This is a genomic window from Bacillus cereus group sp. BfR-BA-01383, from assembly GCF_022663495.1.
Classification (GTDB): domain Bacteria; phylum Bacillota; class Bacilli; order Bacillales; family Bacillaceae_G; genus Bacillus_A; species Bacillus_A cereus_AU.
This window is the reverse complement of the sequence record NZ_JAKUFP010000034.1, coordinates 24,214-48,506: the sequence shown is the minus strand read 5'-3', so window position 1 is coordinate 48,506 and position 24,293 is coordinate 24,214. Positions and strand designations below refer to the sequence as shown.

The window sequence follows — 24,293 nt, the reverse complement described above, 5'->3', positions numbered from 1 at the left end:
AACTCTCCAATAAAGTTAGTTTGTCTAGCATCTAAAAATAAAAATTGACGTTTCACGTTGTTTGTTTCGTTCAGTTTTCAAAGAACTTGTCTGTCGCTCAGAAGCGACTTTATTAATATAACATTTCGTTATATTTTCGTCAACAACTTTTTTCAATAAGTTGTTTTTCGTTTGTTTCTTTCGTTACCTTCCGTGGCAACGAATATAAATATACCAGTTTGATTATTAAAATGCAATAGTTTTTCTAATAAAATTTTTAACTTAGTAAAAAAGTATAAAAACAGTACATTTCTTCTATATAAATATAATTTCCACACCTATCATCCACTGTCTTCAAGTTCCTCATAGTAAAATAAAAAAAGCTTTGGAGAAATCTCCAAAGCTTAGTCTTGTTTATGACGCATAGCAGGGAATAATAGTACGTCACGAATAGATGGTGCATTTGTTAATAACATAACAAGACGATCAATACCAATTCCTAATCCGCCCGTAGGTGGCATACCGTACTCAAGAGCTTCGATATAATCATCATCCATCATATGAGCTTCATCATTACCTTGCTCGCGTTCTTTTAATTGAGCTTCAAAACGTTCTTTTTGATCGATTGGATCATTTAACTCAGTGAATGCATTTGCATGTTCACGTGCAACGATAAATAACTCGAAACGATCTGTGAATCGTGGATCTTCGTCATTCTTTTTCGCAAGTGGCGAAATTTCTACCGGATGACCGTAAATAAATGTTGGTTGGATTAATTTATCTTCTACTTTTTGCTCGAAGAACTCATTAATAATATGACCAACTTCCATTGTATTCTTAATTTCTACATTATGTTCTTTTGCAAGTTCACGCGCTTCTTCTACACTCATCGGATTCCAGAAATCTGCTCCAGAGTATTGCTTAATTGCATCTACCATATGAAGACGTGTCCATTCTGGTTCTAGATTAATTTCATACTCACCATATTGGATTGTTGTTGTACCCAATACTTTTTTGGCGATATGAGCAACCATATCTTCTGTTAGTTTCATAATATCATTATAATCAGCGTACGCTTCATATAATTCAATCATCGTAAACTCAGGATTATGACGAGTTGATACACCCTCATTACGGAATACTCGGCCTATTTCATAAACTTTTTCTAATCCACCCACAATAAGGCGTTTTAAATGAAGTTCAATTGCAATACGCATATATAATTCCATATCTAACGCATTATGATGTGTAGTGAAAGGACGAGCAGACGCTCCACCTGCAATTGCATGCATCATAGGCGTTTCCACTTCAAGATAACCATTGTCATCTAAATATCTTCTCATCTCACGAATAATTTTACTACGAGTAACGAACGTTTCACGGCTTTCCATACTTGTAATTAAGTCTAAGTAACGTTGACGGTAGCGTTGTTCAACATCTTTTAATCCATGGTATTTATCCGGTAATGGACGAAGAGATTTCGTTAATAGTGTAAATCCTGTTGCTTTTACTGAAAGTTCTCCAACATTCGTTTTGAACACTTTACCTTCAATACCTACTAAGTCACCTAGATCTGCTGTTTTAAACAATTCGTACTCTTCATCTCCAACAGCATCTTTACGAACATAAATTTGAACTTGCCCATGCAAATCTTGAATGTGTGCAAATCCCGCTTTTCCTTTACCGCGTTTTGTCATAATACGACCAGCGATAGAAACAGAGATTTCTTTCTCTTCTAATTCCTCTTTAGAGAACTCTCCATATAAGCTTAATAAGTCATTTGTTGAATTTGTGCGTTCAAATCGTTTACCGAACGGATCGATTCCCTGTTCACGTAAGTTATGTAGCTTTTCACGACGAACAAGCAATTGGTCGTTTAATTCTTCGTGGTTCATGTTATCCATGATATTGATATCACTCCAGCTCTATTAATTTTTATAATATATACAGTATAGCATTTTCTACTCAACTAGAAAAACTGCCAGCATCTAACTGGCAGTTCTTCTTTCTTTCACGTAATTATAGGAAGTGTATAGAAGAATGTCAATCTCCTATATCCCCTTATTAACCGACGTAAATTGTTTGTTGTTTCGCTTCTACTTCTTCTACAAATGCACCTAATACATTCGCAAGATCTTCACGTGTGTTACAAGTATTGATACCATTACGTACACTCGCGTTACCACGAACACCTTTTAAATACCAAGCCGCATGCTTTCTCATCTCTCTTACAGCGACATTTTCATTCTTTAAATCGATAAGACGATCTAGATGCAACATACATACATCAATCTTCTCACGCACTGTCGGTTCCGGCATTAATTCACCTGTCTCCAAATACTTCACTGTACGATAAATCATCCACGGATCACCAAGAGCAGCACGACCAATCATAACACCATCTACACCAACTTCATCAAGCATACGCTTTGCATCTTGTGGTGTTTCGACATCACCATTTCCGATAACCGGAATATTTACAGCTTGCTTTACTTGTTTAATAATATCCCAATCTGCTTTACCTTCATACATTTGCACACGTGTACGCCCATGAACTGCTACCGCCTGTCCACCAGCACGCTCAACAGCTTTTGCATTCTCAATTGCGAAAATATGTTCTTCATCCCAACCGATACGCATTTTAACTGTAACTGGCTTTTCAACAGCGTCTACAACTGCTGCTACCATTTCATATATTTTATTTGGATCTAAAAGCCACTTCGCTCCCGCATCACACTTAGTGATTTTCGGTACTGGGCAACCCATATTAATATCAATAATGTCTGCCGTCGTATATTTATCTACGTATTTCGCAGCATCTACAAGAGTTTCTTTCTCTCCACCAAAAATTTGTAAACTTAATGGCTTTTCTCTCTCATCGATATATAACATATCTAATGTTCTTTTGTTATTAAGTAATATCGCCTTATCACTTACCATTTCAGCACAAACTAAACCTGCACCAAATTCTTTTACCGTCAAACGGAATGCAGAGTTACACACTCCCGCCATCGGTGCTAATACAACCGGATTTTTCATCTCAATATTTGCAATCTTTAACAACCGACTTACTCCTTCCTTTACGGTCACTTCGGCATTAATTCATCTACTGAAACCTTTAATGCTTTCGCAACTTCTACTACAAAGTCTTGAGAAGGCGATCGATTTCCCCTCTCGACCTCTCCTAAAACAGATACAGATACCCCTAATTCTTTAGCAAATCCTTCTTGCGTATAACCTTTTAGCTTTCGAAAAGCACGAATGCGTCTTCCCCATTTTTCTGCTTCCATACCGTTACTCCCTCTCGCCTTTTCATTTCTTCTACTTGTGAACGTGAAATGTCTTGTTTGATATCTTGATTAATCTCTAACAACGGAACGATAACGAAAGCTCTTTCGAACATCCGCGGATGCGGAACAATAAGATTCTCCGCTTCAATATTTTCTTGATTATATAGTAAAATGTCAAGGTCGATGGTCCTCGGACCCCACCTGATTTCCCTTTTTCTTCCTAGGTCATTCTCTACCTTTTGTGTTACTTTCAATAATTCTTGCGGTGATAAATTGGTAGAAATTTTTATAACCAAATTTAAAAAGCAATTTTGGTCAGTATAGCCAACCGGATCAGTTTCATATACAGACGAAATATCATCAACTTGGATATACGGGTTTTTATTTAAAAACTGAATCGCTTCAGTTAAATACGTATAACGCTCTCCAATATTCGAACCTAACGCAATGTACGCTATATTATTCATGGTCGTTCTCTCGTAATTTCTACTGCTACAGCACGATAATGCCCCGGTATTGGCGGATCTGGTTTAATTACCTTAATCGTACACCGTGAAATACTCTCATATTGTTTCAATATATCTGTAGCGATATTTTCAGCGATACTCTCTACAAGCTTATACGTTCTATCTTCAACAACTTTTCTACATAGTTCGAAAAGCTCCCCGTAATTGACAGAATGCTCCAAGTCATCACTTTCTCCTGCACGTTTCAAATCCAATTCCACCGTTAAGTCCACTTTAAATCTCTGTCCTAACTTATTTTCTTCTGGGAATACACCATGATAACCGTAAAACTCCATATCATGGACATAAATTTTATCCAATTACTTTACCCCCTTACCAATCATCGCGTCCATCATCTTAGCCATACGCGCCATTTCTTTCACATCATGAACACGAACAAACTCACAGCCTTTTTCAATACCAAGACAAACGGTAGCACCCGTTCCTTCAAGACGCTCCTCCACCGGTAAATCTAATACATGCCCAATAAAGGACTTTCTTGAAGTACCTAATAGAACTGGGTAACCCAATACATTTAACTGCTCTAAATTACGCATCGCTTCTAAATTTTGCTCAGGTGTTTTTGCAAAACCAATGCCTGGGTCTAAAATAATATTTTCATCTCGTACACCAGCATCTTTAGCAATTTTTATACTGTCATGCAAATCAGCAATCATATCAGCCATTAAATTACGATAATTCATATTACCGCGATTATGCATTAAGATGATAGGTACATCATAATGAGCTGCAACTTCAGCAATCTTCGGTTCCGCCTTCGCCCCCCAAATATCATTAATAATGCGAGCACCCGCTTCAATCGCTTGTTTCGCAACTTCAGCTTTATACGTATCAATAGAAATAGGCAATTTCACTTCTTTTGAAACCGCCTGAATCATCGGAACAACTCGTTTGATTTCTTCTTCTACTGAAACTTTAGCGAAACCCGGGCGAGTAGATTCACCGCCGATATCAATAATATGAGCACCTTCATTTTTCATTTCTTTCGCATGGCGCACCGCAGCATCTACTTCGTTGTAACTCCCGCCATCAGAAAACGAATCTGGTGTTACATTTAAAATCCCCATAATCAATGTCTTTTCATTTAAATTCAATGTATATTCGCCGCAGCGCAAATCATAATCCCACTTCAAACTACACATCTCCTCTTCGCAATTCATTTCTGCTCCACAATTGCTCTCTCTGCATTTCATAAAGATCCATAAATCTTTTTGTAACCATTCCCGCTTTACCCGGGAAATCTTCTCCCTCTATACAATAAAGAGGGACAATCTCTTGAATAGAGTTCGTTACGAACACTTCATCCGCTGAAAGCAACTCATCTTTTGTAAAGAAACCTTCCTTTACTTCTATACCCAGCTCTTCAGCAACCTTTATAATAAACGCACGAGTGATCCCGTTTAAAATCCCTGTTTCTAATGAAGGAGTATACAAAGTATCTCCCTTAACAAAAAAGAGATTCGAAACAATACCCTCTGCAACATAACCTGCTTTAGTAAGGAAAATACCTTCCTTATTCACACCATTTCCAATTTCGCGTTTCCCTAAAATGTTATTTAAATAATGATGGGACTTCAAGCGAAATGCACCCTCTGGTGTATTTCGCACTTGTTTTAAAATAACCCCTTCTTTTTCCACTATATCCCCTGGGGCTGCCAAAGGTTTTATAAAAACAATAACCGACGGCTCTTCATACATTTCCGTTTGCAATCCTATTTCATCTACACCCGCCGATACATTAAAGCGTACATATGCATGCTCCAATTCATTCTTAACGAGCAGATTTTTCAAAATAAGCATTACGTCATCTTTTGTCATGGTCCATTTAATTTGCAATGTATCCAGCGCATCTATTAAACGAGCATAATGATCATCCAACAGGAAGGGATGACCATTATAAATACGAAACGTCTCAAAAACTCCAAGCCCATATAAATAACCATGGTCATAAGGAGAAATTTTTGCTTCACCCGCTTCTACGTACTCACCATTTACGTAGATTAACATGATGTCACGCTTGGACTATATTTACGAATGAAATTCTGTAGTAACTCTTTCCCATGAGAAGTCATAATAGATTCCGGATGGAACTGTACACCTTCAATTGGTAACGTTTTATGACGAAGCGCCATAATCTCCCCTTCCTCTGTCCAAGATGTTACCTCTAAGCAATCTGGTAACGTCTCTTTCTTAACAATAAGGGAATGATAACGCGTTGCAGTAAATGGATTAGGAATGTCCGCGAAAATCGTCTTTCCGTCATGATGCATAAGCGAAGTTTTCCCATGCATTAATCGCTCTGCTCGAACAACTTCTCCACCAAACACTTGTGCAATGGATTGATGCCCAAGGCAAACTCCAAAAATTGGAATCTTTCCTGCAAAGTATTGAATAACCTCCATACTAATACCCGCTTCATTCGGACTACACGGACCTGGTGAAATCATTAAAAAGTCCGGTTTCATATTCTCAATATCTGAAATAGTCACTTCATCATTACGCTTAACAACAAGCTCTTGTCCAAGTTCCCCAAGAAACTGCACTAAATTAAATGTAAAAGAATCATAATTATCAATCATTAATATCATTTCTCTCACCTAACCGTTTCTTCGCTACTTTCTTTTGCACGCCATAAAGCAATCGCTTTTTTTAACGACTCTTTATATTCATTCTTCGGATTTGAATCAATTACAATTCCCGCTCCTGCCTGTACATGCACTTGTCCATCTTTCGCAAGAAGCGTCCTAATGACAATATTCAATTCCGTATCTCCAGAATAACCGATCCAACCAATTGAACCTGTATAAATCCCTCGGCGGACAGGTTCTAATTCTTCAATAATTTCCATCGTACGTATTTTCGGGGCACCAGTAATTGTTCCACCAGGAAATACAGCCTTCACTAAATCGAAAGCATCTTTATCTCCTTCCACCTCACCACGTACATTAGAAACAATATGCATAACATGTGAGTATTTTTCAATCACCATAAATTCATCTACTTCTACAGTTCCATATTTACAAACGCGCCCTAAATCATTTCGTTCTAAATCTACAAGCATTACATGCTCTGCTCTTTCTTTTTCATTCTCAATTAATTCTCTTGCCAATTCTTCATCCTCTTGCTCATTCGCTCCTCGGGATCTTGTACCAGCAATCGGCCTTGTACTTACTTCTTTCCCTTGTTTCTTAATTAGTAATTCTGGCGATCCACTAACAATTTGAAAATCACCTAGCTCCAAGTAACCCATATATGGAGATGGATTAATTTCACGAAGACTCGTATAAATTTCTAGCGGATGTGTTTGTAACGTTCTTTCTTGTCTTGTTGACAAGTTAACTTGAAATACATCACCATTCCCAATATATTCTTGAATGCGTTCAACAGCTTTCATAAAACCTTCTTCTGTAAACGCAACTACCTCATTGTTGTTTTCCGGACGCTCAAACGGTATAGTCACTTCAGGCACTTCTTTCACCCAAAGATCTCTCCATTTATTCAATCGCTCTTCTGCCTCTTCATGTTCGTCTACATAATGTGTAATAATCCATAACACTTGTTCTTTTTGATCGTACAAAAACACGTCATCAAATAATAAAAAGAATATATCAGGTATATTCAAATCATCCTCTGCAAGAGAAGGAAGTTTTTCGATATAACGGATACAATCATAACTAAAGTAACCAATTGCACCACCTTGAAAAGGCGGGTACTCTGGATTATAGTCTGTTTTCCATTTCTCCATATATTCTTGCATTAAATCTAATGGGTTTCCTCGTTTTATTGTTTCCTTACCACTTTCACTTATATGTAACGTCTCACCCTTCCCTTGGATTACCGCTACTGGATCCAGCCCCACAATGTTATAACGACCACCGCGGCCACTTTCTAATAAAATATGTTGCGGCTTATCCTGAGAAAGAAATTTATACTGCTTAAAAAAATCTAACTGATATGGAATAGAAAGCGCTAAAGATTTTCTTCGTTGCATATCAACACCCCGTCTTCTTTTATCCCACCCTCTTAGATGAACCACCTCAAACTACATAAGTTATTTATATAGAGAATGATTATACTCGAAGGCTCGTGAAAATAAATTAATTATACTACCTCTTATTTTACATGAAGTTTTCTAGTCATTCACTCTTTTCCTATTTCCAATCCAAAAAGAAAAAGCATCCTTTTTCAAGGATGCTTTTTCAATCATATTTAATTACGATTCAAATTGATAAAGCGGTGTACTTAAATAACGTTCACCGTTACTTGGGATAATAACAAGTACCTTTTTCCCTTTACCTAACTTTTTCGCAACTTCTGTTGCTGCATAAACAACTGCCCCTGAAGAAATACCAACTAAAATGCCTTCCTCTTTAGCTACTCTTCTCGCATATTCAAACGCTTGCTCTGTTTTCACTTGAATAATTTCATCATATACTTCTACATCCAATGTTTCTGGAACAAATCCTGCTCCAATTCCTTGGATTTTATGTGGTCCTGGTTTCCCGCCAGATAATACTGGTGAATCCGCAGGTTCTACTGCATAAATTTTAATATCTTTATACGCTTCCTTCAATACTTCACCAGCACCGGTAATTGTCCCACCTGTACCAATACCCGCAATAAACGCATCTAATTGATCACCCATTTGTTCAACAATTTCCGGACCCGTTGTTAAACGATGAATTTCTGGATTCGATTGATTTTGGAACTGTTGTGGGATAAAGTAGCCATGCTCTTTTGCTAATTCAGTCGCTTTACGGATCGCTCCACCCATTCCTTCAGGACCTGGAGTCAATACTAATTCAGCACCGTAAGCGCGTAATAAATTACGACGCTCAACACTCATTGTTTCTGGCATTACTAAAATTGCCTTATATCCTTTAGCAGCCGCTACCATCGCTAAACCAATTCCTGTGTTACCACTTGTTGGCTCAATGATTGTATCGCCTTCTTTTAATAATCCTTTTTTTTCAGCATCTTCAATCATAGCTAATGCAATACGATCTTTAACACTGCTTCCCGGATTCATAAATTCTAATTTTAAGTATATATCTGCGCTGCCTGATTCTACGATGCGGTTCAACTTAACGATCGGCGTTTTCCCGATTAATTCTGAAACTGATTGTGCCACTCGCATTCCTGTCACTCCTAACACCGAGTATTTTTATTGGTTTTATCTATATTTAGATTTTGTCAGAAAATTCCCTGTTTGTCAATCTGTTTAGAGGATCGTTTTCCTTAATCCCTTTATTATAAATTCTCAATTAAATTTGTAATATCTTCTTTAGAGAACTTATGTCGTTCATTACAGAAATGGCAATGAACTTCTGTCTCTTCTTCTTCTTCACGAATTTGCTCTAACTCTGTTTTACCTAAACTAATTAACACGCTCTCAATACGTTCGCGTGAGCACGTGCAATTAAATTGAACATCCATCGTTTCTAATACTTTTACTTTATCTTCCCCAAGGACTGCATATAGTACCTCTTCTGGAGAAAGCCCCTGTTCGATCAATGTTGATACAGGAGGGATTTTTTGCAAACGATCTTCAATGAATGAGATTGTTTCCTCCTGTGCGCCTGGCATAATTTGAAGAATAAATCCACCTGCTGCTAATATGCTGTCATCTCCATTTACAAGAACACCAACACCTACAGAAGAAGGTGTCTGCTCAGAAACTGCGAAATAATATGTGAAGTCTTCTCCTAATTCTCCCGAAACGATTGGAGATTGGCCGACAAACGGCTCACGCATACCAATATCTTTAATTACTGTTACAAATCCTTCTGTACCTACCGCTTGATATACACGTAATTTTCCTTGTTCTGTTCCTTCAAAATCAACATGTGGATTCGTTACATAACCACGTACATCTCCATTTGCATGAGCATCTACTAAGATCGGGCCAATCGGACCGTTACCTTCTACCTTAATTGTTAACTTTTGGTCACCTTTTAACATCGCTCCCATTATTGTTCCGGCAGTTAACGAGCGACCAAGTGCTGCTGAAGCTGTTCTCCATGTATCATGACGTTTTTGCGCCTCACTTACCGTGTTTGTTGTACGCACACTATACGCACGTACTTCTCCATCAAATGCTAACGCTTTTACTAAATAATCTTTCATACCTGTTTATTCACCTTTCTCATGCTGTAAATTTGCATTACGTTCATATAACATATACAAACCTTTTAACGTTAAGAATGGATCTACAATATCAATTACATTTGATTCTTCTGAAATTAATTTCGCTAGTCCACCTGTTGCAATAACTTTCGGTTCTTGTTTAGCTTCTTCTTTCATACGCTTAACAATACCTTCCACTTGTCCAACGTATCCATAAAGAATACCTGATTGCATCGCACTTACTGTATTCTTCCCAACAACACTACTTGGTTTTGTAATTTCAATACGAGGAAGTTTTGCCGCCCTACTATATAAAGCCTCTGCTGAAATCATAATTCCTGGCGTAATAACGCCACCCATATAATGCTTTTCTTCGTTAATATAACAATATGTAGTAGCCGTACCAAAATCAACAATAATAAGCGGACTTCCATACAAGTGAATTCCTGCTACCGCATTTACAATTCGGTCCGCGCCTACTTCACGTGGATTTTCATATTTAATATTCAAGCCAGTTTTTATTCCAGGCCCTACTACAAGCGGTTTAATTTTAAAATACTTTTCACACATACGCTCTAAAGCGAACATAATTGGCGGTACGACTGAAGACACAATAATACCTTTCACATCTTCAAACGAAAGACCCTCATGCTCAAGCAACTGCTTTACAAGCATCCCATACTCATCTTCTGTTTTATGACGATCTGTTTCCATGCGCCAATGCTGACGAAGTTTCCCCTCTTCAAACACACCTAATACCGCATTTGTGTTCCCTACATCCAATACAAAAATCATATTCTCACCACTTATCTTATTTAATCTATATCTGTGCAGTATGTATAAAACTTATAAAAACATCATATCACACATACTTATATAATCAGTTTTTCTATACTCATCATTGTACAAAAAGATTGCTCTCTATTTCAATTTTTAATAATAGTTTTATTTAAATTCTTTTGTCATTAAATTCATTCCACAAATAAAAAAGGAGTGACCACTGTCACTCCTTCATCTCTTACTTATCTTCTGCGTCTTCATCATCTTTCTTCATGTTGATGTTTACTTTCACATCATCTGAAGATGTTGGACGCTCTGGCAATCTGCCGTAATCATATAAATGATTGATTTGCTCTGCATCTAATGTTTCTACTTCAAGTAACGTTTTCGCAATAATATCTAGCTTATCACGTTTTTCAGTAAGAATTTGTTTTGCACGAGCATAACAGTCTTTCATAATAGTTTGCATTTCCACATCAATTTCATGTGCAATTGCATCGCTATAATTTTGCTCTGAGTGGAAGTCTCTTCCTAAGAATACCTGACCACCTTGTGAGCTACCGAATTGCATTGGTCCAAGCTTATCACTCATACCGAATTCCGTAACCATACGTCTAGCAATACCAGTCGCACGTTGGAAGTCGTTGTGAGCACCTGTACTTACTTCACCAAATACAATCTCTTCAGCTACTCGACCACCAAGTAAACCAGTGATTTTATCAAGTAACTCTGGTTTTGTCATGAAGTAACGATCTTCTTTCGGAAGCATTACCGCATATCCACCAGCTTGACCACGAGGGACAATGGTTACTTTATGAACGATATCTGCCTCATCAAGGACAACACCAATTACAGTATGGCCAGCTTCATGGAATGCAACGATATTACGTTCTTTTTCAGAGATAACACGACTTTTCTTAGCAGGACCTGCAATAACACGATCCGTTGCTTCATCGATGTCACTCATATCAATTTTCTTCTTATCTTGACGCGCAGCTACTAAAGCAGCTTCGTTTAATAAGTTTTCAAGATCGGCACCAGAGAATCCTGGTGTACGAGTTGCAATTGCTCTTAAGTTGACATTCTCATCAAGCGGTTTATTACGAGCGTGTACTTTCAGTACAGCTTCACGACCATTTACATCTGGACGATCTACTGTAATTTGACGGTCAAAACGACCTGGACGTAATAATGCTGGATCAAGAATATCAGGACGGTTTGTCGCAGCGATGATAATAATACCTTCGTTTGCACCGAATCCATCCATTTCAACAAGCAATTGGTTCAACGTTTGTTCACGCTCATCATGACCACCGCCAAGACCCGCGCCACGTTGACGTCCTACCGCATCAATTTCATCAATGAAAATGATACAAGGAGCATTTTTCTTTGCATTTTCAAATAAGTCACGTACACGGGATGCACCGACACCGACAAACATCTCTACGAAGTCAGAACCACTAATAGAGAAGAACGGAACGCCTGCTTCACCTGCAACAGCACGTGCTAATAAAGTTTTACCTGTACCTGGAGGTCCCACTAATAGAACACCCTTTGGAATACGGGCACCAACTTCAGCGAACTTACGAGGGTCTTTCAAGAATTCAACTACCTCAACAAGTTCTTGTTTCTCTTCATCCGCTCCAGCAACATCTCTGAAACGAATTTTTTTCTTTTCATCATTGTATAGCTTCGCCTTACTTTTCCCGAAGTTCATAACACGGCTACCGCCACCCTGAGCTTGGTTTAATAAGAAGAAGAATAAAATGAAGATAATGACAAACGGAATGATAGAAGTAAAGAATGTTACCCAAGCACTTGTTTCTTCTGCTGGTTGATACTTAACTTCAGCACCTTGCGCTTTATCATTAATTTTCTTTTGTAATTCCTCAGTATTTGGTGCATAAGTAACAAATTGTTCTCCTTGACTAGAAGTATTGAATTGTCCTTTTACTTCAAATACACCATTTTTCGGTTGAAGTTGCACATTGCGCACTTCACCCTTTTCTAGTTTAGTAATGAATTTATCGTAGCTAACTGGTGTCGTTTTTTGCGTCGAACCATTAAAATAGCTCACAATTCCAATTACTACTAAGAATATCAGTAAATAAAAGATGGTATTACGGAAGATACGATTCATTCCTAACCTCCTCTCACGGCATAAACACTATAGTAAATCGTAACATAGAAAAACTTTCCTATACAATTGTAACGCCTGTATTTAATTAATTTGAGTAAACACTTGGTTTTAATACTCCCACATAAGGAAGATTACGGTACTGTTCTTTATAATCTAATCCATATCCTACAACGAATTCATGCGGAACAGTAAACCCAACATAATCTGCTTTCAGATCAACCTTACGGCCTGTTGGCTTATCTAATAACGTAACAATTTTTACAGATTTTGCTTTACGATATTTGAATAGATCTACTAAGTAGCTTAGTGTAAGACCGCTATCAATAATATCTTCAACGATTAAAATATCGCGACCTTCTACAGAAGTATCAAGGTCTTTTAAAATTTTCACTTCACCTGTTGAAACTGTAGAGTGACCGTAGCTAGATACAGCCATAAAATCCATTTCAAGATATGTATCTGTTCTCTTTAATAAATCTGCCATAAATGGCATTGCGCCCTTTAATACACCAATTGCAAGAGGTACTGTGTTTTTGTAATCCTCTGCAATAATTGCACCTAGTTCGCGCACCTTTTCTTGTATTTGTTCTTCAGAAATTAATACTTTTTCGATATCTTGATTCATCATTTCATTATCCTCCCGGAAGACTCCTTGCTTTTGTAGTGAATAATCATATATTTATCCTTCTTTGCTATTTCTTTCGAAATAGCAAATGCAGATCGCTTCAACAAGGGTACCCAAATAATATTTCCACTTGCATCACAAACGACCGGCCATTCTTCCCTTTTTTCTTTTGGTACTTTCGCTTCGATAAAAATAGCTTTTATCTTTTTTGTGCCATCCATACCTTGTATTGACATGCGATCTCCATTTTCTCTAGAACGAATACGAAGTGGATATGATATATCATTATACTTAGCAACAAATACTGTTTCATTCATGTTACTTGGTATATCTTCGCTCACCTCTGTTACAAGTTTATCTCCGTTTGATAATGTAATTATCCCGGGTACTGATAAATCTTGCGAAAAAGGAGAAACAATTTCTTGTTTAAATCTAAAGCTACACTCCTCGTATGTGCGGACAATTTTTAAATCACCTGGGAAATCAAGTGAACCCGAAGGTTGTGTCCGTTTAAAAAACTCAATCACTTTGTCAATATGTATAGAAGAAAGAGAAGACGGAATCTTATATTCATAAAGATAATTTAATATTAGTTGAATCCCTCTCCTTTGTAAAGGCAAAGACATGGATTCGAAGGCAGGAATTGATAAGCTAATTTGTTTATCACTTTTTTTTGTAATTACTTTATTCATTTTCTCAAAAGCTAATTCCTGCAAATAAGCCTCATCCTCTTGCATCTGCACGCTAAATTTTTGAAATTTCTCATGCACTTGTGGGTTTTCTTCTTTCAAATGAGGAAGAACATATTTACGTAATCGATTCCTTGTATATACTTCCTTTTTATTACTCGGATCGATACGGGGAATTACATTTAGCTTATTACAGTAATCAATGATTTCTTCCTTTGTTACTCCAAGTAACGGCCTAATTAAATATCCATTATGAAAAGGACGCTTCACCGCAATTCCTGCATACCCTTTCGGAGTACTCCCTCGTACAAGGCGCATTAAAATTGTCTCTACTTGATCATCTCCATGATGCCCAAGAGCTACATATCTCGCATCATATTTCTTCATTATTCTTTCCAAAAATGCATATCTGCATTCTCTAGCAGCAACCTGCGCATTCATCCCGTATTGTTTTTGATATTGCGACACGTTAACCCTTATCGTTTCACAAATAACTCCAAGTCCTCTACAAAGATCCTGCACAAACTGTAGATCCTCATGCGATTCATCGCCTCTAAACATATGATCCACATGCGCTACTACAATTCCCAATTGTTTTTCTGCTCTTTTTTCTAACAAATAATATAGAAGAGCTAAAGAGTCAGGACCACCAGAAACTCCTACAACAATTGTTGAACGTTCCTTTAATACATCATGCTGCTTTACAAAGTCATCTACCTTCTCAACAAATGTATCTTTCAACTTCGTAATCACCTTTCATTAAACAAGAACAGCAACGTTAATTGCCTTGTCTATAATGGTACAACTTTTACAAACATTGTGCAAAAAAAAGATATACAAAAATTACATTTTTATCTTACATCCTCCGTGCATATTCACAAAAATAATAGCATTAACTTTTCCTACAAAAAAACCTAGGCATCTACCTAGGTTTTTTTGGAATATACTTATATTAATCAACAGCGGATAACCACCTACTGAATAAAAGTTCACTTTATTGCGCCTGCATTCCTACAATCGGAATCGTAGCCCACTTAGGCATATTTTTCTTCACTTTCGCCACAACAATAGTCATATCGTCATTTATATAACCATCACAGGAGCGAATCACTTCTTCCATAATGATATCAGCAATTTCTTGCGGGTCTTCAGTTTGCAATTCTTTAATTTTTCGTTTCATCCATAGTTCATGATTCTCCACATGCTGCGCTCCCTCAAAGATCCCATCACTCATCATAATAAGGATATCGCCCGTTTTTAACTGCTCACCCACCACATCAACTTCAACATCTTCGATAATTCCCATCGGCAAGTTACTTGCTTCAATTTTCAAAATATTATTTGCGCGTTTAACAAAACTCGGCGTTGATCCGATCTTTAAAAACTTTGCACTCGCATCCCGTAAATCCACCATAGCTAAGTCCAACGTCGTAAACATCTCTTCTGTCGTTCTTAAAGAAAGAATTGAATTGATAGACTTAATCGCTATTTCCTCATCAATACCTGATTGGAGTATTTTTTGTAATAATTTTACCGTTTCCTTACTCTCCATATGAGCTCTTTGTCCATTTCCCATACCATCACTAATCGCAAGCGCATATTTACCAACGCTTAAATCCATCATCGCATAAGAATCACCTGAGACAAACCCACCACCTTTTGCAGCTGTAGCCAATCCTGTATCAAGGGAATACGTCTTCGCTGAACCAAATGATATTAAACTGTGACCATTTGGATAAGAGGATTTCTCTTCATGCTTAACAACAATATTTTCTTTTAAAATGTCTGAAAGCATAGGAGCAACCAACTTCTCACACTCTCCATGTTCATTAGATGCAGCTGGAATCAACATTTCAATGTCAATACTTCCTCTATCTAAGCAATAAATATCAACATGCTCTACTTCGACACCAAAGTCACGAAACGCTTGCAAAATCTGTTCTTCCTGTACTTGATGATTTTCTCGCTCTTTTTGTATTTCCTTAGCAAAATCCTCCATAACTTTTGATACACCCAATAATTGTTCTGCTACTATTCTACGATTTTCCTTCATTTGTTTTCGTAATTTCTGTCCCTCATAAAAGTGATCTAATTCACCTGCTACTAAATCCGTCACTTTTTTTCCTCTTACACAATGCTTGTCCCATTCACGAACTAACTTCCGATTATGTTGCAATGTCCCTTCTTCTGTTTCACTCATTATTTGTTTCATATAGTCGTACGTTTTGTCGAAATTAACCACCCAGCATTGGTCCTTTTTAAAACACGTTTGACATGTTTTTGCAGTAATTGTACTTAAGAACAAATCTGCTTCTGTCTCTTTATCTTCCTCCTCCACATACCCATATACAGAAAAGCTATTAGATAAAGCAGCAAACACATTTGCAAATTGATTGATTTTAGTCGCTGTAACATCACGCATTCTTCTTAAATATTGCTGTTGATCTTGCGAATGTTCCTGTGTACCTGGCATAAATTTAGCAATGCGATCCATAACAAGTTTCGGTGTTAATAAAAAGAACACAATCGCCACACCAGATTCAATTAAAGTTGTTATAATGTTTGTTTGCTTGTCTACATATAGCGTAATCAAGCTTGTTCCAATTAATAAACCCAAACTAACGCCTAGACGCTTCCCTTCTTTTAACAACCCACCAAGCAATCCAGAAAAGGCAAGCAAACTGAGCTGAGACAAACTGGACACATTTGCTAAACTTAATATCAATCCAGTAACGACTCCTACTGTAGACCCTGTAGCAGCACCTGCAATAAATGCAAACACTAGCACCAAATACCTAGTAAAAATATGTTGAATAGAAGCATCATATACAAACCAATCTGTTGTACCTGTTAATACAGATGCTAGTAATATAATTAAACAAACAATTTCTTCTGTCTCTAATGCTTGCTGTTTCCCTTTCCTTTCTACTAAAAGCGGAACACTTTGTAAAAATATCATAGTTAATACAAAGCTAAGTCCTGCCTCAATCGTACTAACGAGTAAATCGTACATGGTGACAGTTTGTTGTGCGAAATAGACTACAACTAAATGTGCGGTTAATGCGGAGATAAATACTTGGAATGGAACAAGTCCAACAGTTTTACGTGTAAACCGACTAAAGAAGATATTATAAATGAAGAAGGTAAAGATAGATGCAAAAGTAAAAAATAGATTATCTATCGAAACTGAAAGTGCTCCCCCCATTAGAGCCAAGAACGCGAGCGGCATTTTATCCCGCTTCATAACATAAACAGCAGCGAAAAACGGCAGTGCAAACGGTAAAATATTCGTTAATATATATGCTCGTCCCAAAAGAAAACCAATAACAACAATAATAAATCCCCATCTAAAGAAAACTTGCTCAAACTTCATTCGCAACTTACTCGTCCACTTTATTGTTCCAAGCTGACCTTCATTCATTGCTAATGCACTTGTATTCATAGTATTCCTTCCTGCTTTAGGCATATTTTTAACACCACCTGCATAGTTTAATTACTATCATTATAAAAGATGATTATTGGGATTTTTGTCAAAACAACAGTTTTCACTTTTATAATCGTTCGACTTTTTATTCGAAATAAATCTACATATATACACAGTATGTAATTTATCCCCAATGATTTAATGGAAGATTCAGAAAATATAGGGTGATTTTGTAGAAGTGTTGTATGTCTTGATTTATTTAACAAAAAAAGATCATGCAAATTTGCATGATCTTTTTAGATGACCCGTACGGGATTCGAACCCGTGTTACCGCCGTGAAAGGGCGGTGTCTTAACCACTTGACCAACGGGCCGTTAAAATAAATATAGCGGCGGAGGGGATCGAACCCCCGACCTCACGGGTATGAACCGTACGCTCTAGCCAGCTGAGCTACACCGCCATGTCGTCTTATTTAACGGACAATTAGTATCTTACATCAGATATAATTTAAAGTCAACACATCTTGAAAACTTTTTTAAAAAATATATTTTCTCACATAAAAAAGCACCCCGAGCAATTACTCCGGGTACCTCTCTATATGTTAAGAATTAAACGGTCTTATTATCCGCGACGTGCGCCACGGCCACCACGTTTAGATTCTGTGTTACGCTTTAAAGAAGTTAAACGATCTTCACTATCCTTTAAGAAGCGTGCCATTTTTTGCTCAAATGTTTCTTTTGGAGCTCGGTCATTACCGCCACCGCGGTTATCTCTGTTGAAAGAACGATTATTATTACGTTGTGGACGTCCAGAACGTTGTTGATCGCCGCCACCGCGTTGGTATTCACCACGTGGACGATCTCCTTCTGTTTTTTCACGCTCTTTCGCTTTTTTAATAGATAAACCAATCTTACCATCTTTTTCAACGTTAATAACTTTTACTTCTACTTGGTCGCCCACTTTTAAGTGATCGTTAATATCTTTCACATAATTATCAGCAACTTCACTAATATGAACAAGACCCGTTAAGCCTTCTGGCAGCTCCACAAAAGCCCCAAAATTTGTAATACCTGTTACTTTACCCTGTAACTTGCTGCCTACCTCGATTGACATAAAAAAAATGCTCCTCCTTAGTGGTTAAAAAGTCAAATTTTACTTTATTATATATAATCCTAAAATATAGTGTCAATAAGACATACTCTACTTAGATACAGGAAAAATTATCTCCCCTTTTCCAGAGAAGAAATAATCCCTTCTAGCAATCTTTAATACGTACTCTTCATCATTTAACTTTTGAACTTCGTCTTTTAGACTTTTTTCTTTATTCGTTAATGAATCCAATTCTTTTTTCATGTCCTTAACTTTTGCTTCTTTTGCTTTAATGGAACTGTTTTGTTGATAAAACGTTACACTAATACTCGCAATAATTGTAAAAGCAAAGACAAGAAAAACCGCTAAACGGCGATAAAGTCGCTTCCTGTTCTCATCCGTTTGTATTATATGCTCTTTAACAGGATTTGGACTCTGTTTTTCGATTGTTCTTTGTCTCAGTTCCCTCATTTCCGAGGTCCCCCTAACTTCTTTTTTATACGCTCCCATAATTGGAAGATATGTCCCTTCAATTTTACTATATATTGCAGGAAACCTACATGTTTCATTATAAAAAGTTTAACACGATTAGGGAGAAGTTTCCATATGAGCGAAACAATAAATCGAACAGGCCAGAAAAAAACTTTCCATATGAAAAGTAATATCCAAATCACCATTTTCCATAACACATGTCCAATTGAAAGCAGTATACGAAATAAGAATAATATAAATGCAATAAATAGCTGCGCTATAATAATAACAGGTTTTATCATGAGTAGCTTTATAATTTGAACAAAAAAATGTGTTGTTTGCATAAAAATATAGATGAGAAAATTTAACAGCTTCATGTATAATGCTTTCAACAAGCTTTGATATGCCGCAAAACCACATAATAATGCCAAAAACACATATATACGTAATTCTGCTTCATTCACAAGCAGTAATACATAAAAAACGAATAATGCTTGGACAATCCAAAATAGTATATCATGTATAAATACAAGCCAACGTTTACGTTCTTGACGCTTTAAAAAACGTTGATATGTATCTAAAGATGCTCCAATCCAAGCGCCCATTCCAATCATTGAAAGCATTGTATACAACTGAATTGTTAGGCTCATTTAAACAACTTACTAAAGAAACCTTTAGTTTTCTCCCCTTGATTCTCATCAATATACAGCATCTCATGAACTTTGCCTTTAATCGATACAACGCCTTTTTCTACATCTAAATTTTTCATTTGTAAATTTTGACCACGAATTGTTAAAAAACCCATTACGGTCTCAAGCAAAAACTCTTCGCTATCAAAACTCTCTACCTGCTTTACACCAGTAATATCGATTACACGCCTGCCGCGCATAATAATATCATGCTCTATTGAAACGTTTTGTTGATTAGAAGACGTAGGTGAGTAACCATTATTCACGTAAATCCCCCCATAGATTTATACTAGCTAATAGTAATGTATGAGGGGATAACCTATTTTAGAACAAGCCTTCTTCCGCTTTTACTTTTTCCTCACGAACTAAGCTATACATGTTTGCTGCATCTTCTTTTTTAGTCGTTTCTTTTAATTCATTTATTTTTACAGTTACTATTTTTTGACCAAAACGAATTGTTAATTCATCAGCCACTTTCACATCTGAACTCGCTTTTGCCACTTGACCATTAATTGCTATTCTCCCTTGGTCAGCTACTTCCTTCGCTAATGTTCTTCTTTTAATTAAACGTGATACTTTCAAAAACTTATCTAGACGCATATAAAATCCCCCTATTAACGCTCTGTTTGTTTTGCCTCTTCCCATAAAACATCTAACTGTTCTAATGATAAATCTTGCATCTCTTTATTCATTTCAGCTACTTTTGCTTCCATGTATAAAAAACGACTAATAAACTTCTCATTAGTTGAACGCAACGCCTCTTCTGGGTCTATTTTATAATGACGGGCTATATTAACAAACGCAAATAGTAAATCGCCAAATTCACCTAACATCTTTTCCTCATCCATGTTTGCAACTTCTTGCTGAAATTCTTGCCATTCTTCTACGGCTTTCTCTATCATCGGCTGCACATCAGCCCAATCGAATCCAACCTTGCCAGCTTTCTTCTGAACTTCATAAGCGCGTAGTAACTGCGGCAAACTTTTTGGAACACCCGTTAAAACAGATTCTTTCACGGATCCTTTTTCTTGTTTTTTAATTTCTTCCCAATTGGCAATCACTTCATCAGCACTATTTACATCCGTATTCCCAAATACATGTGGATGGCGACGAACCATTTTCTCAGATAAAGTTCGAATGATATCATCTATAGAGAACCAACCTTCATCCTCCCCAATTTGAGCATGAAGCATAACTTGTAATAATATATCGCCTAGTTCTTCTACTAAGTGATCATCGTCCTCTTCATCAATTGCTTCTAACACTTCATATGCTTCTTCAATTAAATATTTCTTTAACGATTGATGTGTTTGCTTTTTATCCCACGGACAACCATTCGGTCCACGAAGGTCTGCAATAATTTCTCTAAGTACATCAAACTGCTGATACAAGGATGCACGTTCCTGAACTGGCGGTACATATACACTCGTTAAATTATTCAATTCTGTTTCATGATCTAGCATGTACAACGGCACCTTTTTGACTTGTTCAAACGAAGTTCCTGCAGCCGTTACGATATACACTTCATAATCATCTGGCAACATTTCCATTAATGTTAATTTCACATCTGAAGCAACGAACGCATCATACACTTGACAAAAGATTAAATGTTGACGTAATTCCAATTGCCCTCTTTCAAATGATGTAGCGTCAATTAATTGGAATCCTTCAATCGGATCAATTTTTAGACTTGCGAACATCGGATCAAGGAAACTTTGTCCACCTTCAATTCGCACTTCAACATTTGCCGCTTCTCCTTTTTCCAACAGTAGCTGAACTGTTCTTTCTGCTACAAGCGGATGCCCTGGAACAGCGTAGATGATTTCTGTACCTTCAGCTTGTGCTAACAATGTATTTGAAATTGTTTCATATACAATTTCAAATGTATCATGTGCTTCATATACATTGTCAAAAGCTGTATACTGTATACCTTCTTTCTCCAACTCTTCTATAACGGGATGTTCCTTCGTTCTAACAAACATATGATCCGCTTCTTTTATTTTTCGATACACACCCATTGTTAACTGATCTAATTCTCCAGCTCCCAATCCTAAAATAGTAATGATTCCACTCACAACCTGTCACCTCTATCCACTCTTCTTCAATGAACCTTCTTTTGTCTCTTGTTTCATAACGGTTCCCAGTTCTTCTTTTGTAAATACACGTAATTTTAAAATGAAAAACGCATATGTTAATCCGCCGATAGCTACGCCTAACAACGCTTCAAGTGTTGCGATTCCTCTATGCCCCGTATCAATTACTAATCCAGACATTTGCAACACACGTATAAACATTATTAATACAAATCCCATACCAACGCCACTAATAACTATACGTAACATATTCCGCTTATCAATAAGCGATTTCGATACAGCTCGCATAAGCAACACACTATTTAGCATCGAAATTACAATTAGCGCAACTAATGTTGCAATTGCAGCTCCCTTTACACCAAAATAAGGCATTAGCATATAGTTTAAAGCTAACTTTAAACAACCTCCAAATACAACGAATATGGCTGGTTTTAACGTTTGTCCCAACCCTTGTAAGATAGAAGCGGTTGTAATTGACAATGAACTAAATAAAATAGATAAGGATAAAATAGATAAAACATCTGATCCATCACTATTTTCGAACAACATAATATTCGTAGGTTGAATAATACAAGTTAATCCAATAGCCGCCGCGAATCCAATAACGAATGTTATTTTCATTGCTAACCTTACCTTTTCTCGAATAAAGGAAAGATCTCCTCTTTCTTTCGCCGCTGTAATAATTGGAATAAGTGACAACGAGAAAGAAGTTGTCACGACAGTACCTAATTGCATAAGCGGGATACTTCTATCATAAACACCTTTTAATACCTTTGCACTTTCAGCTTGTTCTCCTGCACCAATAAGTAAAGAATAGAAGGAAATAGAATCAGCCATTTGTATAAAAATAAGCACTAAGTTACTAATACAAATTGCTAATCCCTGCCAAAAAAGGATTTTAATTATCCTTCCTTTTCCCCTAATATTCTTCAAACTTTTGAAGAATATAGAACGAAAATCACGACGCATATAAAATACAAGTACGATAATCCCAATAAGTCCACCTGCAATTGAACCTAACATAGCACCTGCACCAACTGTATATAAATCAAATCCGTGAGCAATTAGGAATAGGGATAAAAATACAATAATAGAAACACGAATCGTTTGCTCCATTACTTGCGAAACAGCTGTTGGCATCATATTATTAAATCCTTGAAAATATCCTCTTGCTACAGATAAAAACGGCATCAATATGAATGAAAACGAAATAACTCGTAGTAACTTATCTAAGTGTATATCGCCCATAGCTATTGCAATTGTTTCGGAGCCAAAAAATAATGTGAAAAAGCCTATAAAACCAATTCCTAATAAGAACCAAAAAGATACACAGATTATTTCTTCTGCTTCCTCTTGTTTTCCTCGTTCTAATCTTTCTGCGACAATTTTTGAAATTATAACAGGGAATCCATAAGTGGCTAAAATTAAACAAAATCCATAAAACGGATAAATTTGTTGGTAAATATAAAAACCAATATCACCCGCTATATTTTGATATGGAATACGGTAAAAAGCGCTTAATACTTTCGTAACAAAACTTGCGATTGTTAATATAATAGCCCCACGCCAAAAGGCTTGATACTTCTTCGCTTCCATACAAGAAAACTCCTTTTTCTATTCTCACCCCTCGTATTATATCATAAAGAAAAGAACAGACTTCCTTACCTCCACGAGTAATAATGAGTTCGTGCAACATTAAAAATGTTCAACGAAAAAAGGTAGCAAAGTGCTACCTTCATTCAATATACATATATCTCCAAATAATTGATTTCTCAAAAAAGAAATATCATAATTAGGAAAGATTGCTACTTCTAAAATTCGATATGATCTTACTGCTCCATTTGTTTCGCTAAAAAGCTTGCAGCTGTATTTACTGACTTATGCTCTACTTCACTTATAATAGCCTCTTTAGAGAAGATAATAACAGCTCCAATTGGATCCCCATTCGCAACAATCGGGCCAATTGTATAGGAACTAACTTTTTCTGTTACTCCATCAATAATTGAAATTTCGCTTTCATCTGTCATAATTACAGATTTGCGCTCTTCCATTGTCTTTTCAATTAAATCGCCAACACTTTTATTTAAGTATTCTTTTTTAGATATGCCTGCTACTGCAATAATAGAATCACGATCGCATACAAGCACATTATGTCCTAAGCTATCGTATAAAGCTTCCGTATATTCTTTTGCAAAATCACCTAGTTCACTAATCGGTGAATATTTTTTCAAAATCACTTCTCCATCGCGATCAACAAATATTTCTAGTGGGTCTCCTTCTCGAATACGTAAAGTTCTACGAATTTCCTTCGGGATTACTACCCTGCCTAAATCATCAATTCGACGTACGATTCCAGTTGCTTTCATTCTAA

The 24,293-nt window shown here is 36.7% G+C and carries 24 protein-coding genes and 2 tRNA genes; all 26 read right to left on the bottom strand.

The window, feature by feature from the left end:
- Positions 1 to 383: 383 nt before the first annotated feature.
- On the bottom strand, positions 384 to 1,883 hold the full coding sequence (lysS, locus tag MR065_RS22495) for a lysine--tRNA ligase (RefSeq protein ID WP_242215117.1): 1,500 nt from the start codon (positions 1,881 to 1,883) through the stop codon (positions 384 to 386).
- A gap of 160 nt (positions 1,884 to 2,043) precedes the next feature.
- Positions 2,044 to 3,042 (bottom strand): tRNA dihydrouridine synthase DusB, encoded by a 999-nt coding sequence (dusB, locus tag MR065_RS22490; RefSeq protein ID WP_242215116.1) that lies wholly within the window; start codon positions 3,040 to 3,042, stop codon positions 2,044 to 2,046.
- A gap of 23 nt (positions 3,043 to 3,065) precedes the next feature.
- Positions 3,066 to 3,269, bottom strand: coding sequence for a helix-turn-helix domain-containing protein (locus MR065_RS22485; RefSeq protein WP_097905065.1), 204 nt, complete (start codon positions 3,267 to 3,269; stop codon positions 3,066 to 3,068).
- Entirely contained in the window at positions 3,221 to 3,736 is a 516-nt protein-coding gene (gene folK / locus MR065_RS22480; protein WP_242215115.1) for a 2-amino-4-hydroxy-6-hydroxymethyldihydropteridine diphosphokinase, read from the bottom strand. Before folK ends, MR065_RS22485 begins: the two co-directional genes overlap by 49 nt.
- Positions 3,733 to 4,095 (bottom strand): dihydroneopterin aldolase, encoded by a 363-nt coding sequence (folB, locus tag MR065_RS22475; protein WP_097905067.1) that lies wholly within the window; start codon positions 4,093 to 4,095, stop codon positions 3,733 to 3,735. The genes folK and folB overlap by 4 nt, the downstream gene beginning before the upstream one ends.
- Positions 4,096 to 4,956 (bottom strand): dihydropteroate synthase, encoded by an 861-nt coding sequence (folP, locus tag MR065_RS22470; protein WP_242215114.1) that lies wholly within the window; start codon positions 4,954 to 4,956, stop codon positions 4,096 to 4,098. It abuts the gene before it with no gap.
- Positions 4,931 to 5,803: an aminodeoxychorismate lyase gene (gene pabC, locus MR065_RS22465; protein ID WP_242215113.1), complete on the bottom strand. Its 873-nt coding sequence runs from the start codon at positions 5,801 to 5,803 to the stop codon at positions 4,931 to 4,933. Before pabC ends, folP begins: the two co-directional genes overlap by 26 nt.
- The gene (gene pabA, locus MR065_RS22460) at positions 5,797 to 6,384 is read right to left on the bottom strand and encodes an aminodeoxychorismate/anthranilate synthase component II (protein ID WP_097905070.1); all 588 of its coding nucleotides are present in this window, start codon (positions 6,382 to 6,384) and stop codon (positions 5,797 to 5,799) included. The genes pabC and pabA overlap by 7 nt, the downstream gene beginning before the upstream one ends.
- A 5-nt stretch (positions 6,385 to 6,389) precedes the next feature.
- Positions 6,390 to 7,787, bottom strand: coding sequence for an aminodeoxychorismate synthase, component I (gene pabB / locus MR065_RS22455; RefSeq protein ID WP_242215112.1), 1,398 nt, complete (start codon positions 7,785 to 7,787; stop codon positions 6,390 to 6,392).
- Positions 7,788 to 8,009: 222 nt separating this feature from the next.
- Positions 8,010 to 8,933 (bottom strand): cysteine synthase A, encoded by a 924-nt coding sequence (gene cysK, locus MR065_RS22450; protein WP_097905072.1) that lies wholly within the window; start codon positions 8,931 to 8,933, stop codon positions 8,010 to 8,012.
- A gap of 113 nt (positions 8,934 to 9,046) precedes the next feature.
- Positions 9,047 to 9,922: a redox-regulated molecular chaperone HslO gene (hslO, locus tag MR065_RS22445; protein ID WP_098269537.1), complete on the bottom strand. Its 876-nt coding sequence runs from the start codon at positions 9,920 to 9,922 to the stop codon at positions 9,047 to 9,049.
- Between the two features lie 6 nt (positions 9,923 to 9,928).
- On the bottom strand, positions 9,929 to 10,717 hold the full coding sequence (locus MR065_RS22440) for a type III pantothenate kinase (RefSeq protein WP_097905074.1): 789 nt from the start codon (positions 10,715 to 10,717) through the stop codon (positions 9,929 to 9,931).
- 223 nt (positions 10,718 to 10,940) lie between these two features.
- The gene (gene ftsH, locus MR065_RS22435) at positions 10,941 to 12,842 is read right to left on the bottom strand and encodes an ATP-dependent zinc metalloprotease FtsH (protein ID WP_242215111.1); all 1,902 of its coding nucleotides are present in this window, start codon (positions 12,840 to 12,842) and stop codon (positions 10,941 to 10,943) included.
- Between the two features lie 85 nt (positions 12,843 to 12,927).
- Positions 12,928 to 13,470, bottom strand: coding sequence for a hypoxanthine phosphoribosyltransferase (hpt, locus tag MR065_RS22430; protein WP_000981842.1), 543 nt, complete (start codon positions 13,468 to 13,470; stop codon positions 12,928 to 12,930).
- The gene (gene tilS, locus MR065_RS22425) at positions 13,467 to 14,897 is read right to left on the bottom strand and encodes a tRNA lysidine(34) synthetase TilS (RefSeq protein WP_242215110.1); all 1,431 of its coding nucleotides are present in this window, start codon (positions 14,895 to 14,897) and stop codon (positions 13,467 to 13,469) included. The genes hpt and tilS overlap by 4 nt, the downstream gene beginning before the upstream one ends.
- 253 nt (positions 14,898 to 15,150) lie before the next feature.
- Entirely contained in the window at positions 15,151 to 17,622 is a 2,472-nt protein-coding gene (spoIIE, locus tag MR065_RS22420) for a stage II sporulation protein E (protein ID WP_242215109.1), read from the bottom strand.
- Between the two features lie 259 nt (positions 17,623 to 17,881).
- Positions 17,882 to 17,953: transfer RNA gene (locus MR065_RS22415), tRNA-Glu, on the bottom strand.
- A 13-nt stretch (positions 17,954 to 17,966) separates the two neighbouring features.
- A tRNA-Met gene (locus MR065_RS22410) sits at positions 17,967 to 18,040 on the bottom strand.
- 161 nt (positions 18,041 to 18,201) lie between these two features.
- Entirely contained in the window at positions 18,202 to 18,693 is a 492-nt protein-coding gene (locus tag MR065_RS22405) for a S1 domain-containing RNA-binding protein (protein ID WP_097905077.1), read from the bottom strand.
- 87 nt (positions 18,694 to 18,780) lie between these two features.
- Complete coding sequence (gene divIC / locus MR065_RS22400; RefSeq protein WP_001208736.1) at positions 18,781 to 19,140, bottom strand: cell division protein DivIC; 360 nt, start codon at positions 19,138 to 19,140, stop codon at positions 18,781 to 18,783.
- Positions 19,137 to 19,790, bottom strand: a complete 654-nt coding sequence (gene yabQ / locus MR065_RS22395; RefSeq protein ID WP_242215108.1) for a spore cortex biosynthesis protein YabQ — start codon at positions 19,788 to 19,790, stop codon at positions 19,137 to 19,139. Before yabQ ends, divIC begins: the two co-directional genes overlap by 4 nt.
- Positions 19,787 to 20,095: a sporulation protein YabP gene (yabP, locus tag MR065_RS22390; RefSeq protein WP_098717902.1), complete on the bottom strand. Its 309-nt coding sequence runs from the start codon at positions 20,093 to 20,095 to the stop codon at positions 19,787 to 19,789. The genes yabQ and yabP overlap by 4 nt, the downstream gene beginning before the upstream one ends.
- A 58-nt stretch (positions 20,096 to 20,153) precedes the next feature.
- On the bottom strand, positions 20,154 to 20,429 hold the full coding sequence (locus tag MR065_RS22385; protein ID WP_001234875.1) for an RNA-binding S4 domain-containing protein: 276 nt from the start codon (positions 20,427 to 20,429) through the stop codon (positions 20,154 to 20,156).
- 14 nt (positions 20,430 to 20,443) lie between these two features.
- Entirely contained in the window at positions 20,444 to 21,904 is a 1,461-nt protein-coding gene (yabN, locus tag MR065_RS22380; protein WP_242215107.1) for a bifunctional methyltransferase/pyrophosphohydrolase YabN, read from the bottom strand.
- Positions 21,905 to 21,916: 12 nt separating this feature from the next.
- Entirely contained in the window at positions 21,917 to 23,518 is a 1,602-nt protein-coding gene (locus MR065_RS22375) for a putative polysaccharide biosynthesis protein (RefSeq protein ID WP_242215106.1), read from the bottom strand.
- A 233-nt stretch (positions 23,519 to 23,751) separates the two neighbouring features.
- Positions 23,752 to 24,288 (bottom strand): stage V sporulation protein T, encoded by a 537-nt coding sequence (spoVT, locus tag MR065_RS22370; RefSeq protein WP_000648310.1) that lies wholly within the window; start codon positions 24,286 to 24,288, stop codon positions 23,752 to 23,754.
- Positions 24,289 to 24,293 lie beyond the last annotated feature (5 nt).

Coding starts and splice junctions, on each gene's coding strand:
- lysS (WP_242215117.1), bottom strand. CDS start 1,883: ATGGATAACATGAACCACGAAGAATTAAACGACCAATTGCTTGTTCGT.
- MR065_RS22485 (WP_097905065.1), bottom strand. CDS start 3,269: ATGGAAGCAGAAAAATGGGGAAGACGCATTCGTGCTTTTCGAAAGCTA.
- folK (WP_242215115.1), bottom strand. CDS start 3,736: ATGAATAATATAGCGTACATTGCGTTAGGTTCGAATATTGGAGAGCGT.
- folP (WP_242215114.1), bottom strand. CDS start 4,956: ATGAATTGCGAAGAGGAGATGTGTAGTTTGAAGTGGGATTATGATTTG.
- pabC (WP_242215113.1), bottom strand. CDS start 5,803: ATGTTAATCTACGTAAATGGTGAGTACGTAGAAGCGGGTGAAGCAAAA.
- pabA (WP_097905070.1), bottom strand. CDS start 6,384: ATGATATTAATGATTGATAATTATGATTCTTTTACATTTAATTTAGTG.
- pabB (WP_242215112.1), bottom strand. CDS start 7,787: ATGCAACGAAGAAAATCTTTAGCGCTTTCTATTCCATATCAGTTAGAT.
- cysK (WP_097905072.1), bottom strand. CDS start 8,933: ATGCGAGTGGCACAATCAGTTTCAGAATTAATCGGGAAAACGCCGATC.
- hslO (WP_098269537.1), bottom strand. CDS start 9,922: ATGAAAGATTATTTAGTAAAAGCGTTAGCATTTGATGGAGAAGTACGT.
- MR065_RS22440 (WP_097905074.1), bottom strand. CDS start 10,717: ATGATTTTTGTATTGGATGTAGGGAACACAAATGCGGTATTAGGTGTG.
- ftsH (WP_242215111.1), bottom strand. CDS start 12,842: ATGAATCGTATCTTCCGTAATACCATCTTTTATTTACTGATATTCTTA.
- hpt (WP_000981842.1), bottom strand. CDS start 13,470: ATGATGAATCAAGATATCGAAAAAGTATTAATTTCTGAAGAACAAATA.
- spoIIE (WP_242215109.1), bottom strand. CDS start 17,622: ATGCCTAAAGCAGGAAGGAATACTATGAATACAAGTGCATTAGCAATG.
- MR065_RS22405 (WP_097905077.1), bottom strand. CDS start 18,693: ATGTCAATCGAGGTAGGCAGCAAGTTACAGGGTAAAGTAACAGGTATT.
- divIC (WP_001208736.1), bottom strand. CDS start 19,140: ATGAGGGAACTGAGACAAAGAACAATCGAAAAACAGAGTCCAAATCCT.
- yabQ (WP_242215108.1), bottom strand. CDS start 19,790: ATGAGCCTAACAATTCAGTTGTATACAATGCTTTCAATGATTGGAATG.
- MR065_RS22385 (WP_001234875.1), bottom strand. CDS start 20,429: ATGCGTCTAGATAAGTTTTTGAAAGTATCACGTTTAATTAAAAGAAGA.
- MR065_RS22375 (WP_242215106.1), bottom strand. CDS start 23,518: ATGGAAGCGAAGAAGTATCAAGCCTTTTGGCGTGGGGCTATTATATTA.
- spoVT (WP_000648310.1), bottom strand. CDS start 24,288: ATGAAAGCAACTGGAATCGTACGTCGAATTGATGATTTAGGCAGGGTA.